This is a genomic window from Rahnella inusitata, assembly GCF_003263515.1.
Taxonomy (GTDB): Bacteria; Pseudomonadota; Gammaproteobacteria; order Enterobacterales; family Enterobacteriaceae; genus Rahnella; species Rahnella inusitata.
The window spans coordinates 22,344-36,484 of the sequence record NZ_JYDE01000008.1 but is presented as its reverse complement, the minus strand read 5'-3'; the positions used below and the strand labels follow the sequence as shown (position 1 = coordinate 36,484).

Here is a 14,141-nt window from a genome sequence, read left to right as displayed (position 1 = left end):
ATAGCTCACGTTATTCCTATAACCACTTTTCGACAAAATCATTCGCCGCTACCGGCTTGCCGAAAAAGTATCCTTGCAGGAATTCGATCTGGTAAGGCGTCAGGTAATCGACCTGCGCCTGTGTCTCGACGCCCTCGGCGACAATGACCATTTGCAGGCGCTTTGCCAGATCGATCACGTTGTCGACAATGTGCCCGGCCAGCGCGTCGGTGCCGATGCGGCCAATGAAACTTTGGTCAATTTTTAAGATATCAATGTGGAATTTTTGCAAATACGTCAGGCTGGAGTGGCCGGTGCCGAAGTCATCCAGCGCAATCAGGACGCCCATCCGGCGCAGCCCGTTGAACAGACTCTGGGTGGTCTCCGTTTGCTCGATAAGCTCGCGCTCGGTGAGCTCGAGCACCAGTTTAATCGGATTGGCTTTGAAGGCATCGATGAAGGCTTTGCAATCGTCCACCAGCGTCAGATCTTTAAAATGGCTGGCGCAGATGTTGAAGCCAAAATGGAAACCTTTCGGCAACTCAGCGGCCAGCGGGCCAAACTGTTCACGTACCTGTTCCATCATGGCGCGGGTCATCGGCACAATCAGGCCGCTTTCTTCAGCCAGGGGGATAAACTGATAGGGCGGGATCAATCCTGACTGCGGATGCTGCCAACGCATCAGCACTTCGCAACCGGTAATCTGATGGTGGGTGCCATCCACCACCGGTTGCAGGTACGGAATAAACTGCTTCTTCTCCATTGCCGCTCTCAGCGCCGTTACTGGCGTCGCAAACCGGCCAAGCAGCTGGTAGATCATAAAGGCGACAAACAGCCCGACCAGCGGGAAAAGCACCAGACTGGCGGTGGCGTAATCGAAGATATAGCGCCAGTGATCGCTTTTGCGGATCACCAGCCGCATCTCATACGGATATTGTTTCGACGCCAGCATCATTCGCTCGCCTGCCGGCCAGCCTTCTTCACGATGAATTTTGCCCTGATTATCCATCCACTGATCGCCGATTTTCAGCACCAGATAGGTATGGGTGCTGAGCAGGTTGAGGATGTTATGCAGGAAATAGCCATCGACGCCAATCAGAACGCCGTTGCCATCAACGTCGCGACGATAAGCGATCAGCGGATGATCCGGCGTGACCGCGTTGCCGCTCATCAGCAGCAGTTGCCCGCCTGCGTAGTCGCCCGTTGAAACGTAATCAATGTTATGGCCAAACAGGGAGGTACAGTAAATGGTATCGCCACGATACAGATTAACGGTGCGCACGTTCGGCACTCTGGCGACCTGCCAGCGTAAGGCCTGAATCGTGTCTTCGGTGCAGGGCGTTCCGACGAGATCGTGAACGGCATCCGCAGCGACAGTGGCATTGCTGAGCGTCATATCCACCAGACGCACGGATTGCGCCAGGCTGGCGGCAGTGTCTTTGCGCAGGCCCTGTGAGGTCTGCCATGAAATGGCCAACGTGCCCAGCGCGGCGACCACCAGAAAAGCCAGTATCGACAGACAAAGTCTGAATCGCGGGCGGTATTGCCAGGGTACGGAGAGAGCCAAAGAAGTATCCACCAGTAAGAATTTGTGAAGGCTGACTCTCTTTAATATAACGCATAACGGGTGGAGTCTGCTGGAAAGGTGACGGGATGAAGCGGGAATTTTTTTCGTTATGTGCCTGAAGCCCAAACCGAAAAATCACTTTGTGCGGTTTCAGTTTGCAGGGTCGCCTAAAGTTTGTAGCATAAGCCTTTACGCCTGTCAGACAACAACACCAGGACGACCCCATGCTTCCCCGCCTTAAACTGCTTTTGTGTGCCGCTGCTTTATCCCTTTGCGCGACCGGCTCTGCGCTGGCCGCCGATGCGCCGTCCTACGGGCCGCAGTTGCAGGGTTTTGATTATCCGTTTCCGCTAAAACAGTTCTCCTTTACCTCCCAGGGTGCGCCGTTGCAGATGGGATATCTGGATGTTTCGCCGGTGGGCCGCAAGAACGGCCAGACGGTGGTGCTGATGCACGGTAAAAATTTCTGTGCCGCCACCTGGGGCGACACCATTTCGGCGCTGGCCGGGAAAGGCTATCGTGTGATTGCTCCCGATCAGGTCGGTTTTTGCTCATCGACTAAACCCAGCCATTATCAGTACAGTTTCCAGCAGCTGGCTATCAACACTCATGAACTGCTCAAAAGCCTGAAGATCACCAAAGCGGTGCTTGTCGGCCATTCGACCGGCGGGATGTTAGCGACGCGCTACAGCCTGATGTTCCCGGCGGAGGTGTCGAAGCTGGTGATGGTGAATCCGATAGGGCTGGAAGACTGGAAAGCCAAGGGTGTGCCGTACCGTACCGTCGATCAGTGGTATGACCGCGAGCTGAAAACCTCGGCAGAAAGTATCAAACAGTACGAGCTGAAAACCTACTACGTGAACAAGTGGAAACCGGAATATGACCGCTGGGTGGATATGCTGGCAGGTCTGAACAACGGGCCGGGGCATAAACTGGTGGCGTGGAACTCGGCACTGATATACGACATGATCTTCACCCAGCCGGTCGTTTACGAATTCAAAAACCTCAGGGTGCCGACCACGCTGATGATCGGCACGGCTGATACCACGGCGATCGGCAGCGATATTGCACCGGCGGCCGTGAAAGCTAAAATCGGCCATTATAATGTGCTGGGCAAACAGGCAGCGAAGCTGATCCCGCATGCGAAGTTGATTGAATTTAAAGGACTTGGCCATGCGCCGCAGATGGAAGAACCGGAGAAATTTAATGCCGCATTGCTGAAAAACCTGGCGAAATGAGGTTTGCCACACCATGAAAAAAACCGCAGCTTCTGAGGGCTGCGGTTTTTTTTCATCTGCATTTTGTCGTTATCAGTGATTAACGCAGATTATCCGGGAAATTAGCCGGTAACTCGCTGGCTGCGCAGGCGATCACGGTATCGTTATCTGCACCGCAGTCACGGACGAAAGTGATGGTGGCGAATTCGTCGATCACTTCAGTCGGATACGCCGGGCCTGCGTCGCGATAAGCATTCATCAGCGGAATATGGTCGTTCTGGAAGCAAACGGTTTTTTCCGGATTGTTGATCACCCAGCGCGGGAAGAAGATGGTGCCGTGGAAAACGTTATCGCCCAGATTCACAATCAGGCTGACGTCGGTGCCGGTCGGCTCGGTCCACGAAATTTTATACACATCAGATGCCACGCGGACGATGTAGGCTTTCTGATCTTTCACCCAACGGTTACCCACCAGGCCGCTATGAATGCGGTAATCCAGAGTTTCGCCGTTTTTCACATAGATTTCATAGTTCCAGCCATTGTCGTAGGTATACACCACATGTTTGCCAACGAAACCGCTCAGGTCATGTTTATCAAAGTTGCTCATGGTCATTCTCCTCAATGTGTTCGGGATGAAACATTTCGTTTCGATGGGAGAATAATACGCCGCAAAAAGTTGATAAAAAAACGCTGATATCCGATAAAAATAATCGGATAAATAGATGTATTATGCGTTGAGTGAACGGCTTTTAGAAAAGGATAAGAGTATGGCGCTGCCAAGAACCACGCTGGAACAATGGGTTGTGCTGCAAACGGTAATTGAGCAGGGGAGTTTTGCACAGGCGGCGACTGCGCTGAACCGGAGTCAGTCATCGGTAAGCTATGCGTTAAGCGGATTGCAGGAGCGCCTCGGCTTGCCGCTGCTGGAAATCACCGGGCGCAAAGCTTTGCTGACCGAGCAAGGGCGCGCGTTGCTGGCGCAGGCGTCGCCGCTGATCTCTGCATTTTTGCAACTGGAACATCGTGCCGCCGGGCTGCGGGGTGGCGTGCGCACTGAGCTGAGTCTGGTGGTCGACAGCGTGTTCCCGAAAGACCGCTTATTCCGCGCGTTAAAAGCATTTCAGCAGCAGTTTCCTGACACGCAGGTGCACCTGACGGAAATCCTGCGCGGCGAAAGCATTGAGCAATTAAATGAACGGTCAGCGGATTTGTACATCACTACGTTGGCTCCTGAAAATGCCATTCACGGGCGTTTTCTCCTGGACGTGGATTTCGTACCGGTGGCGAAAAGCGATCACCCGCTGTTTCAGCTGCCCGCGCCACTTTCAGCCGAAGATCTGGCGCGCTTCCCGTTAATTTCGGTGGCTGACCGGCGTTCGCAGCGCACGGAGAATCGCGCCACCGGGCAGGCGGCGAACTGGACATTCACCACGGTGGCCGCGGCGATGGAGGCCATTTCGGTCGGTGTCGGGTACGGCTGGCTGCCGCTGGGAAGTATCGAAAAAGTGCTGGAAAGCGGCGTGCTCAGTCGCCTGATGCTGGCGGCGAGAACCGTGCGGCAAACAGCGCTGTATATGGTGACGGATAAAGAATCGCAAAACTTTGATCAAACGATCGGCGCACTTTCACAGTGCATTCTGGCGGAGTGTGAAGTGCTGCCCTGAATTTCAGGGCAGCCACCGTTCATTTTACGGCTTTTTACAGGCAGCGAGGATATCCAGCTGCGGGTCGCGCTCGCTGGTTTGCACGTTCATCGCGCTCAGTACGGTGTGAAACAGGTTATCCTGCGACACATCATTCTTCGCCGCATTCGCTTTCAGGCAAGACATATCGATCCCCTGCGCCTTTGCATAACCGTCGGACAGCCAGAACAGCATCGGCACGTGCGTCTGCTGCGCCGGAGCGACGCTGTACGGCGTACCGTGCAGATACAGACCGTTTTCGCCCAGCGATTCACCGTGGTCGGAAAGATAAATCACCGCCACATTGTACTTATCCTGATACTGCTTCGCCTTTTCAATCACCTGCGATACCACGTAATCGGTGTAGCGCAGGGTATTATCGTAGGTATTCACCAGCTGTTCCTGCGTGCAGTTTTCGATGTCACTGCGCGGGCAGTCCGGGGTGAACTGACGGAACTCCGGCGGATAGCGTTTTGAATAGGTCGGGCCGTGGCTGCCGATTAAATGCAGGCCGATCAGCGTATTTTTACCGTCGGACTTAATGTCATCGTCGATATTTTGCAGCAACGCCATGTCGTAGCAGGTATCGCCATCGCAATATTTACCGTCTTTTTTGGTGTCGATGATGACGTTCGGCACGCGGTCGCAGACGCCTTTGCAACCTTCGTCATTGTCTTTCCAGAACACCGACACCCCGGCTTTATGCAAAATATCCAGCAGGCCTTCGCTGTTGCGCGCACGGTTGGCGTCATAATTGGTGCGTTTCATGTTGGAGAACATGCAGGGCACCGAAATCGCCGTTGCAGTGCCACAGGAAGTCATGTGGTTGAAGAACACCACGTCCGGCGTAGCCTGAGTGTATTCGTTGGTCGGTTTAGCGTAACCGTTTGATGACTGGTTCTGTGCGCGGGCGGTTTCGCCGATCACCAGGAATACCAGATTCGGTTTCTCACCGGATTTCTGCACCAGTTTTGCATCGTTACCGATGCTCTGGAACGGCATCTTTTTGGTGAAATAGCGATGATTCATATACTGGAACGCGCTGTAGAGATAGTTGGTCGGCACGATTTCCAGATTCAGGGTGCGGTTGTTGCGCCCGACTGAAGCGTAATCTTTGTAGAACACCCCGGCGAGGGAAGCAACGATCGCCAGTGACACGATCATTGAGACCAGCCGCACGCCCAGACGGCGCAGAGGTGTTTTTTCGTAACTGACCGGTGTGAGGAACAGTAGGACAGCCGGTAATAAGCCGGTGAAGATAAACCACAGCACCACCTCCAAATTGAGATAGGACGTCGCTTCCGCTGATTGCGTCTCCAAAATGTTTTCGATCATCCCGCGATCGAACACCACCTGATAGGTCATCATCGCGAAGCTGGCGATCGCGCTGACCGGCAAAATAATGATGAAGAAGGGTTTAAGCAACGGACGGAAACTGAATGGGGTGAACACAAAGTTCAGGGCGAAGAAAAGTACCACCGGAATGGTCAGCGCAAACGCCAGGTTATAGGCAGGCAGCGCATGCAAAATGCGATAAAAATGGAGCAAAATTGGCAGGTTGACGACAAAGGTGAAATACAAACTGAGCAACAAAGTCAGCCTAAAGTAGCTGATCTTCGGACATAAATAGCGCAATGAGAACTCCCAAAAAACTGAAGGTTGCTGGCGTTACCGGCGTGAAACCATAACGCCTGTAAATGAATTGTCGTGAATCATAATATTGCTAGCTTAAGAAAGCCTTAATAGAAGTGTCACAAATGATTCACAGCTCTCATTTTTAAGAAAGGTTCAGAAAATAAATAAAATATAGTTGGCTGGGTTTACGCCCCTGAACCCTTATGCTGGGCGGCATAGCAGGAGAGTTGCGTGAAAAGTAATCCGCCTGTTTATAGCTTTCTGAGTGCACCTCCCGACTCATTCTGATCTTCCCGCTGATTAATCCAGATTCGGTTTAATTTACTACTGACGTTTACGGCGTTCGGCTTTTGCACGCAGAGCGGTTGTCAGAAGGATTTTGCGTTGATTTCATCTTCGGCCACAATTGCGGCCAGCAGTATCATTGAACCCGGTGTCATTATCGGCCCGCACGTTGTTGTCGGGCCTTTCTGCTTTATCTCTGCGGGCGTGCGGATCGGAGAAGGCACTGTCATTGCCTCGCACGTCGTCATTAATGGCAATACCACTCTCGGTCGTGAGAACCGAATTGGCATGGGCTCGTCAGTCGGCGAAATCAGTCAGGATTTGAAGTACGACGGTGAACCGGCTCGCCTCGAAATCGGAGACGGAAATGAAATTGGCCGTCACTCAACGTTGCACCGTGGCACGGCGCAGGGCGGCAGCGTCACGCGGATTGGCAATCAGAATATCTTTCAGGCAGGGGTGCACATCGGGCATGACTGTCAGGTGGGGGATCACACCACCATGGGCGATCACAGCGGGCTGGCCGGTCACGTCACGCTGGGAGATTATTCTCAGCTCGGCGCACTGTGCGCGGTGCATCAGTTTTGCATCGTCGGTACCGGTTCACGCCTGCTGGACAACACCTGCGTAGTGCAGGACGTTCCACCTTATGTGCTGGCGAACGGTAACCGCGCGGTTCCGCTGGGGATTAATGAACGTGCGCAAGCCTTTGCCAGGGCAACTGCCGACGAACAGCGGGTGATCCACCATTTGTATGATTTGCTTTATCACCAGCAGGAGCCGGTAGACGTGGTGAAACTGGAGATTGAACGGCTCAGCGTGGAATATCCAATGCTGCGCCAGTTCAATGATTTCTTTACCCGCTCGACGCGGGGCATTATTCGCGGTTGATTCGAAATACGCACGCACCGAAACGTCAGGCTTCCAGCGCCAGCAGAGCGAAGGTCGCCAGCCAGTGTTCGCCCATGTAATCGCTGTCGAGATGTTCCAGCGCGCTGTGCAGGTGCGCATGCGCCGCATTGCGCAGGCATGTGGCTCGCGGGTCACCGGCGGGTAACGCCGAGGCCAGCGATCGCTGGCACCAGGCGCGGCTGAGGTTCAGCCCGTCCAGATGACCAATTTTGCCATCGCTGCGGTCAGTGACGGTGGCAGGCGTGAACAACGTCGCGGGCTGGCTCTGTGCCAGATCCGGCAGGAAATGCCCGAACCACGTCACAAACTCTTCCCCCGGCAGCACGCGACGCATCAGCTCCGCTTCCATCAGCGAGGGTGATAAAAACTCATCACCGCCCGGTTCCCACGCCTGACAATTTTTGTCATCAAGATGCCAGCGCAGCGCCGTTTCTTTAATCAGCTCACTCAAAGACTCATGCTTCACGCAGCGGGCGTAATCAAGCGTCAGCGCCAGTGCAAACGCGGTGTTGAAGTGGCTGCCGACGCGCAGCGGATAGGTCGCCTTTGGCAGAAAAGCGGTAAAGCTTTCTTCGAAGAAGCGGGTCATCGGCGCGAGATTTCTTGCCCAAACAGCGGCCTGCGGTAGCGCCATTTCATGGAGTTGCTGCGTCAGTGCTAAAAACCATGCCCAGCCGTAAGGCCGCTCGAAGCCTGCGTGTTGCGGCTGTTGCAGATAAGCCATTTCACCTGCAACGTTCTCTGCGGTGAAATGTTCACCAACCATCGCAATAATCTTCTCTGCTTGCGGCAGGTCCGGGAATTTATTCAGCAAGCGCAGCAACAGCCAGTAGCCGTGTACGCAGGAGTGCCAGTCATAGCTGCCGTAGAAAATCGGATGCAGCTGTCGCGGCGTTTGAGCGTCGGCGGCGCTGCTCATGGCGTGCATAAGTTTATTTGGAAACTCACGCGTTAAATGATTCAGCGCCAGCGAGGCAAAACGTGACGCCATCTCTGGCATCAGTTGCGTTGTCGTCATCGTCTTTCCTTATCAGAAGCGGAACACAAAGAAGTACATGAACGCCGTATTCACCAGCAACAGCAGCACGCCGGTTTTCCACTGCGCCTTGATCACGCCGTTTTTATCCTGCAATTCGAGCAGAGCGGCGGGGACGATATTGAAGTTTGCCGCCATCGGCGTCATCAGCGTGCCGCAGAAACCGCACAACATACCGATAGCGCCCATGATTGCCGGGTTACCGCCCAGTTGATTAACGATAAGCGGCAGGCCGATACCGGCAGTCATCACCGGGAACGCGGCAAACCCGTTACCCATGATCATGGTAAAGAGCGCCATACCGAAGGTGTACGCCACCACAATCGCCAGCGGGGAGCCAAGAGGGATAATGTTTTTAACCAAATCTGCCACCACGCCGCCGACGCCAGCCATCGCAAACAGCGCACCCAGCGCGGCAAGCATTTGTGGCAGGATTGCCGCCCAGCCGACAGTGTCCATCGTCTGTCCACCGGCTTTAATGGCTTTCACAGGCGAATCGCGCAGCATAATCAGTGCGGCAAAAAAGGCCACCAGCGTGCCGATCACCAGAGAAATCAGCGTAACGTTTTTGGCTTCTACGAAAGGCGTGTATTTCAGGGTCAGCGTGCCAATCAGCGTCACAACCGGGATCAGCAGGGCGGGGATAAACAGCTTGTTGCGAAAACGTCGGGCGCCCGCTTCGCGTTTTTCAATCATTTCCGGCTGTTCGCTGTCGGTTTTGCCTTTACCCAGTTTGCCGGTACCGGCAATCACTGCCAGCAGGATCGCCAGACAGCCGGTCACAAAGTGCGGTAACTCGCCGCCAAACAGGAAGGTCACGCCGTAAACGCCCCAGAACAGCGCGTTCACATAACGGCGGGAATTGCTTTTATCGCGGAGGTTGAAGAAGGCATAGGCGCAGAACATCAGGCCTGCGAGGATATACACTGACTGAAGGTTGATCATTTCGCCGCGCTCCCGTGTTGGCTGTCAAAACGTTTAGCCAGCGAGCGGTCAAGCAGCCATAAACGGATAAAGTGAATAATCAGCGCCGCGATTGCGGTTGGGATCGCCCATACCGACAGGTGCAGCGGCTCGACGTCGATACCGTACTGCGCGAGGAAACCTTTGATAAGCAGGATAGACTGCACGGCGATAAAGATGTCTTCGCCAAAGAATACCGCCACGTTGTCCGCTGCGGCCGAGTGGGCGCGGATCTTCTGGCGCACGTCATTGGGCAAATCACCGTACTTAGTGGTCGCGGCAGCTTCGGCCATCGGGGCGATCAGCGGACGAACCATCTGCGCATGACCGCCCAGCGAGTTCAGCCCCAGCGCGGCGGTCATCTGGCGCAGGAAGAAATAGAGCATCAGAATTCGGCCTGTCGTCGCAACGTGAATTTTGGAGATCAGGTGTTTCGCCTGTTCTCTCAGGCCGTTGCGCTCGAGTAATGCAATAACCGGTAATGTCAGCCAGATAAGCCCCATGTAGCGGTTTTCGGTAAATGCTTTGCCGAATGCACTGATGATTTCAATGGTCTGCATACCTCCGGCCAGTCCGGTCGAAATCCCGGCCACGGTCACCACCAGCAACGGATTAAACCGCAGTGCAAATCCCAGCACGACGATTGGAATACCAATTAACACCCACATATGACTACCCCTGAACGAATGAATACGATGTTGTGTTTTTTGTTTTAAGTGCGGTTCAATGCGAAATACACCGGAAATAACGGTGGGTTATTTCTTATAGCGATTTCGCATAAATAAAACCGAGAGGCGGAGAGTAACAAGCGTTTTGCACGAACGCAAGATGCAAAGGCAGGGGAACCATAGGAAATTATTCTGCACACGGCCCGTTTTGTTATTGGACAAAATAGTCAGCTGGCTGTGAATTATCAGGCAGCGAAATTGACGGGAGAAATGCGGTGTTATCAGAATAATTAACCCGACACAGCGCGGGTTAATTAAAAATGAGCAGGAGGAAGGGTATGCGCAGTAAGATTATTCGTCATCTTCATCGCCGTAATATTTCACGCCGAGTTTGATCAGATCCCGTCCTTGCGATTTACGATGCAAATTGCTGTCACGCAGAGAATAGACGCAGCCGCAGTATTCCTGCTGGTAAAAGCGTTCACGCTTACTTATCTCCACCATCCGTGCTGCGCCGCCTTTTTTACGCCAGTTGTAATCCCAGTACACCATGCCAGGATAGTGCGCAGCGGCACGTTCGCCACAGCCGTTAATCTGCTGCATATCTTTCCAGCGCGAAATACCCAGAGAACTGGAAATAGCACTGAAACCCTGTTCCCACGCATAAAGCGCGGTACGCTCGAAACGCATATCAAAACACATGGTGCAGCGGATACCACGCTCAGGTTCATTTTCCATTCCCCGCGCGCGTTCAAACCAATTATCAGTGTCGTAATCTGCATCAATAAACGGAATGCCATGTTGTTCGGCAAACCGCATATTTTCTTCTTTGCGCAGCACATATTCTTTTTGCGGATGAATATTCGGATTGTAGAAGAATATCGTGTATTCGATCCCGGATGCCTGAATAGCTTCCATCACCTCTCCCGAACAGGGCGCACAGCAGGAATGCAGTAACAGCCGGTCATGCCCTTTTGGCAGGGACAGTTTTTCACGAAGTAATTCAGACATCATATTCACCCGGTTTTCAGATTTTCTTTATTCAATACATTACCCAGGATGATAGAAGACCTCGCCGTTGTGTCAAAATTTTCTTAAGCGTTTCCGAACGCACGCCGTTGCGCTGCAAGGTTAGGTGCTATGATAACTGCCACATTGAGGGCGAGGCCCGGGACACGTTGGTTTAAGGATGCAGGCAATGCAAATTATGAGATCGAATCACATTCGCTGGCTCAGTTTGTTGATTGTGATGGGCGGGCTGTTGTTGATTCTTCCTCTTCATTTACTGGCGTGTTTTATCGCCGGTTTTGTGGTGTACGAGCTGGTGAATGCCCTGACGCCACACTTTCAGAAAATCATCAGCGGCGAACGGGCGCGCTGGGTTGTGGTGGCGTTTATCAGTACCGTGGTGGTCAGCTGCTTGATCATCTTTGTTGCAGGCATCGCGGATTTCCTGATGGAAGACATGAAAAACCCAGTGGCGTTTAACGCCATGGTGTCGCGGCTGCTGACCGATGCGCAGAGCCGGTTATCGCCGGTATTACTGCATTATTTACCGGCTAACATCGAAGAGTTACAGCGCACCTTCCTGCAATGGCTGCGTGAGCACATCGTGATGATTCAGACGTTTGGAAAAAATGCCGCACACGTATTTGTCACCATGCTGATCGGTATGATTCTGGGCGCGATTATTTCACTTCAGCGCCACACAAAGGGCGAACATCATGCGCCGCTGAAAAAAGAGCTGTTGGATCGGGTGAACTTACTGAGCGCTGCGTTCCGTAATGTGGTGTTCGCACAGTTCCAGATTTCGCTTATCAATACCGTGTTGTCGGGCGTATTCCTGTTTGGCATTCTGCCACTGTTTGGCATCCATCTGCCGCTGGCGAAAACGCTGGTCGCGCTGACCTTTGTCTGTGGTCTGCTGCCGGTGGTGGGTAATCTGATTTCCAATACGCTGATTTTCATCGTCGGGCTTTCGCTGTCGCTGTGGGTGGGTGCGCTGGTGCTGGGTTATCTGATAATCATTCATAAAGTGGAATACTTCCTCAATGCCCGCATCGTGGGCAGCCGCATTAAGGCAAAATCCTGGGAAGTGTTGCTGGCAATGGTGGTGTTCGAGGCGGCGTTTGGGATACCGGGCGTGGTTGCGGCACCTATCTATTACGCTTACCTGAAAAGCGAACTGAAAGACGCCGGTTTGATCTAATCCTTTCTACATCTCTTCTCAAAAAATGGCGCTGCCAGACGGCGGCGCCAGCGTCTGGCTATCGGATTGTCCTGATTTAAAACTCCTGAAAAAAACAGATTCAGGCAAGTAATGGCGAGGATCGTTATATTTGTTCTTCGCCTGAACGCGTCATACTTCTGCGGTGCCTGCCTTTTGCAGTGCGCAAGTATTCCGTCAGCCCTTCAGGAGAAATAAATGACTCTTAACGTTCGTGGTTTCGCTGCACTTTCAGCGGATGCGCCTCTTGCGCCTCATAATTTTGTTCGCCGTGACCCGCGTGATACCGACGTTGTGATCGACATTTTGTACTGCGGCGTGTGCCACTCAGATATCCACCAGGCGCGCAACGAATGGCACCAAAGTATCTATCCGATGGTGCCGGGACACGAAATTATTGGCCGCGTGAAGCAGGTCGGTGCGAAAGTCAGCAACTTTAAAGTGGGCGAGTTTGTCGGTGTCGGTTGTATGGTCGATTCTTGTCAGCACTGTGAGTCCTGCGCGGAAAGCCTGGAACAGTACTGCGAAGAAGGCGCAACCATGACCTATAACAGCTACGATCGTCATGACAACATGATGACCTACGGCGGTTATTCCGAACAAATCGTGGTCGCAGAAAAATTCGTTCTGCACGTTTCCGAAAAACTGGACATCAAATCCGCCGCACCGCTGCTGTGTGCCGGTATCACGACCTTCTCTCCGCTGAAACACTGGAAGGTCGGCAAAGGCCATAAAGTGGCCGTTGTCGGTCTGGGCGGTCTCGGCCATATGGGTCTGAAATTTGCCAAAGCGCTGGGTGCAGACGTGACATTGTTCACCCGCTCGAAAGGTAAAGAGCAGGAAGCTTACCGTCTTGGCGCTGACCACGTAGTGCTGTCTACCGATGAAGAGCAAATGGCGGCCGTGAAAAGCCACTTTGACTTTATTCTCGACACCGTGCCAAACGCACATGACCTGAACCCGTATCTGGATACCCTGAAACGCGATGGTACCCACATTCTGGTCGGTCTGATCGAGCCAATCGAACCTGCGCTGCACAGTGGCAAACTGGTGATGGGCCGCAAAACCGTTGCCGGCTCCCTGATTGGCGGTATCGCTGAGACTCAGGAAATGCTGGATTTCTGCGCTGAGCATGGCATCACCTGTGACGTGGAAATGATCGACATGCAGGACATTAACGGCGCTTACGAACGTATGCTGAAAAGCGATGTGAAATACCGCTTTGTTGTTGACATGGCTTCACTGAAAAACGCTTAACCCCCTGATCTTGGTTAAATAGCGACCTAGTGCGCCTGCCAGCTCGCGGAGCAATCCTCACCGGCAGGCGCATTGTGGCGAAATTTGAGCATAACTTCTTTCTGTGGCTTCTCGGCTTGTAACGGCAGTGGTATCCTGCTGCCTTTCGCACGGCGAAGGAAAACCAGTGGCTAAGAGTTTTGATGAACTCATCAGAGATATGGATCTGATGATTGAACATGTGGACAGCCTGAAAAGCCTGCCTCCGCGGGCTGCAGAGCCAAGTTCGAGGGCGGCTGAGAAACCGGCATACGACTCCTTTGGCGAGATTTTTGCGCTGAAGGCGGTGATGCGCGCCTTTATCTCATCCGTCGATACCATCGTAAAAGTGCAGATTGCGAAGAAAGTTGAGCAGGACATCGGTCATCTGGAAAACACCGTGCGATCTATTGGCGGGGGAAGTGCCAATGCCGAAGACGTTGCGCAAATCACCGCTTATGTGCGCAACGCCGTTTCTGAATTAATGGATTAACCGCGCGCGTCATCGCGTCAGCGAACAAATAAATTCTGCAACTTTCTGCCAATAAACGCCGATCACCTTGAGTGACCGGCGTTTTTTTTGGTTGAAAGGGTGAGGTCGGGCGATAGGCGCACGGGCGAAAAGCGTTTATTCTTCGCCTATTATTCATTGCTGGCGTTTCTTATGGCCCAGGACTATCGCTTTTTCGCGGCAA

At 53.2% G+C, this 14,141-nt stretch carries 13 protein-coding genes; 6 read left to right on the top strand and 7 right to left on the bottom strand.

Annotation, left to right across the window (positions count from 1 at the left end):
• Positions 1-16 precede the first annotated feature (16 nt).
• A complete protein-coding gene (locus TU92_RS05415) occupies positions 17-1,546 on the bottom strand; it encodes an EAL domain-containing protein (RefSeq protein WP_136627577.1) in 1,530 nt (509 codons plus the stop codon).
• Positions 1,547-1,770: 224 nt separating this feature from the next.
• Between TU92_RS05415 and TU92_RS05410 the strand changes: the two genes are divergently transcribed.
• Positions 1,771-2,784, top strand: coding sequence for an alpha/beta fold hydrolase (locus tag TU92_RS05410; protein WP_112165061.1), 1,014 nt, complete (start codon positions 1,771-1,773; stop codon positions 2,782-2,784).
• 79 nt (positions 2,785-2,863) lie between these two features.
• On the opposite strand, the gene TU92_RS05405 is transcribed toward TU92_RS05410, so the two are convergent.
• Entirely contained in the window at positions 2,864-3,370 is a 507-nt protein-coding gene (locus tag TU92_RS05405; protein WP_112165059.1) for a phenolic acid decarboxylase, read from the bottom strand.
• A 160-nt stretch (positions 3,371-3,530) separates the two neighbouring features.
• Between TU92_RS05405 and TU92_RS05400 the strand changes: the two genes are divergently transcribed.
• Complete coding sequence (locus tag TU92_RS05400) at positions 3,531-4,427, top strand: LysR family transcriptional regulator (protein WP_112165056.1); 897 nt, start codon at positions 3,531-3,533, stop codon at positions 4,425-4,427.
• 24 nt (positions 4,428-4,451) lie between these two features.
• Here the strand turns inward: TU92_RS05400 and TU92_RS05395 are convergent, their stop codons facing one another.
• Positions 4,452-6,080, bottom strand: coding sequence for a phosphoethanolamine transferase (locus tag TU92_RS05395; RefSeq protein ID WP_112165054.1), 1,629 nt, complete (start codon positions 6,078-6,080; stop codon positions 4,452-4,454).
• A gap of 384 nt (positions 6,081-6,464) precedes the next feature.
• On the opposite strand from TU92_RS05395, the gene lpxA reads away from it, so the two are divergent.
• Entirely contained in the window at positions 6,465-7,256 is a 792-nt protein-coding gene (gene lpxA / locus TU92_RS05390) for an acyl-ACP--UDP-N-acetylglucosamine O-acyltransferase (protein ID WP_112165053.1), read from the top strand.
• A gap of 25 nt (positions 7,257-7,281) precedes the next feature.
• On the opposite strand, the gene TU92_RS05385 is transcribed toward lpxA, so the two are convergent.
• The 4 genes from TU92_RS05385 to TU92_RS05370 form a co-directional block, all read right to left on the bottom strand.
• Positions 7,282-8,295, bottom strand: coding sequence for a DUF2891 domain-containing protein (locus tag TU92_RS05385; protein WP_112165051.1), 1,014 nt, complete (start codon positions 8,293-8,295; stop codon positions 7,282-7,284).
• Positions 8,296-8,307: 12 nt separating this feature from the next.
• Positions 8,308-9,255: a DUF979 domain-containing protein gene (locus tag TU92_RS05380; RefSeq protein ID WP_413534808.1), complete on the bottom strand. Its 948-nt coding sequence runs from the start codon at positions 9,253-9,255 to the stop codon at positions 8,308-8,310.
• On the bottom strand, positions 9,255-9,944 hold the full coding sequence (locus tag TU92_RS05375) for a DUF969 domain-containing protein (protein ID WP_112165047.1): 690 nt from the start codon (positions 9,942-9,944) through the stop codon (positions 9,255-9,257). The genes TU92_RS05380 and TU92_RS05375 overlap by 1 nt, the downstream gene beginning before the upstream one ends.
• 351 nt (positions 9,945-10,295) lie before the next feature.
• Positions 10,296-10,955 (bottom strand): epoxyqueuosine reductase QueH, encoded by a 660-nt coding sequence (locus TU92_RS05370; protein ID WP_112165104.1) that lies wholly within the window; start codon positions 10,953-10,955, stop codon positions 10,296-10,298.
• Positions 10,956-11,142: 187 nt separating this feature from the next.
• Between TU92_RS05370 and TU92_RS05365 the strand changes: the two genes are divergently transcribed.
• The 3 genes from TU92_RS05365 (at position 11,143) to TU92_RS05355 (ending at position 13,939) form a co-directional block, all read left to right on the top strand.
• A complete protein-coding gene (locus TU92_RS05365) occupies positions 11,143-12,153 on the top strand; it encodes an AI-2E family transporter (RefSeq protein WP_112165045.1) in 1,011 nt (336 codons plus the stop codon).
• A gap of 216 nt (positions 12,154-12,369) precedes the next feature.
• Positions 12,370-13,428 carry an NAD(P)-dependent alcohol dehydrogenase gene (locus tag TU92_RS05360; RefSeq protein ID WP_112165043.1) on the top strand — a complete coding sequence of 353 codons (1,059 nt, stop codon included), beginning with the start codon at positions 12,370-12,372 and terminating at the stop codon, positions 13,426-13,428.
• Positions 13,429-13,594: 166 nt separating this feature from the next.
• Positions 13,595-13,939, top strand: a complete 345-nt coding sequence (locus TU92_RS05355) for a hypothetical protein (protein ID WP_112165041.1) — start codon at positions 13,595-13,597, stop codon at positions 13,937-13,939.
• Positions 13,940-14,141 lie beyond the last annotated feature (202 nt).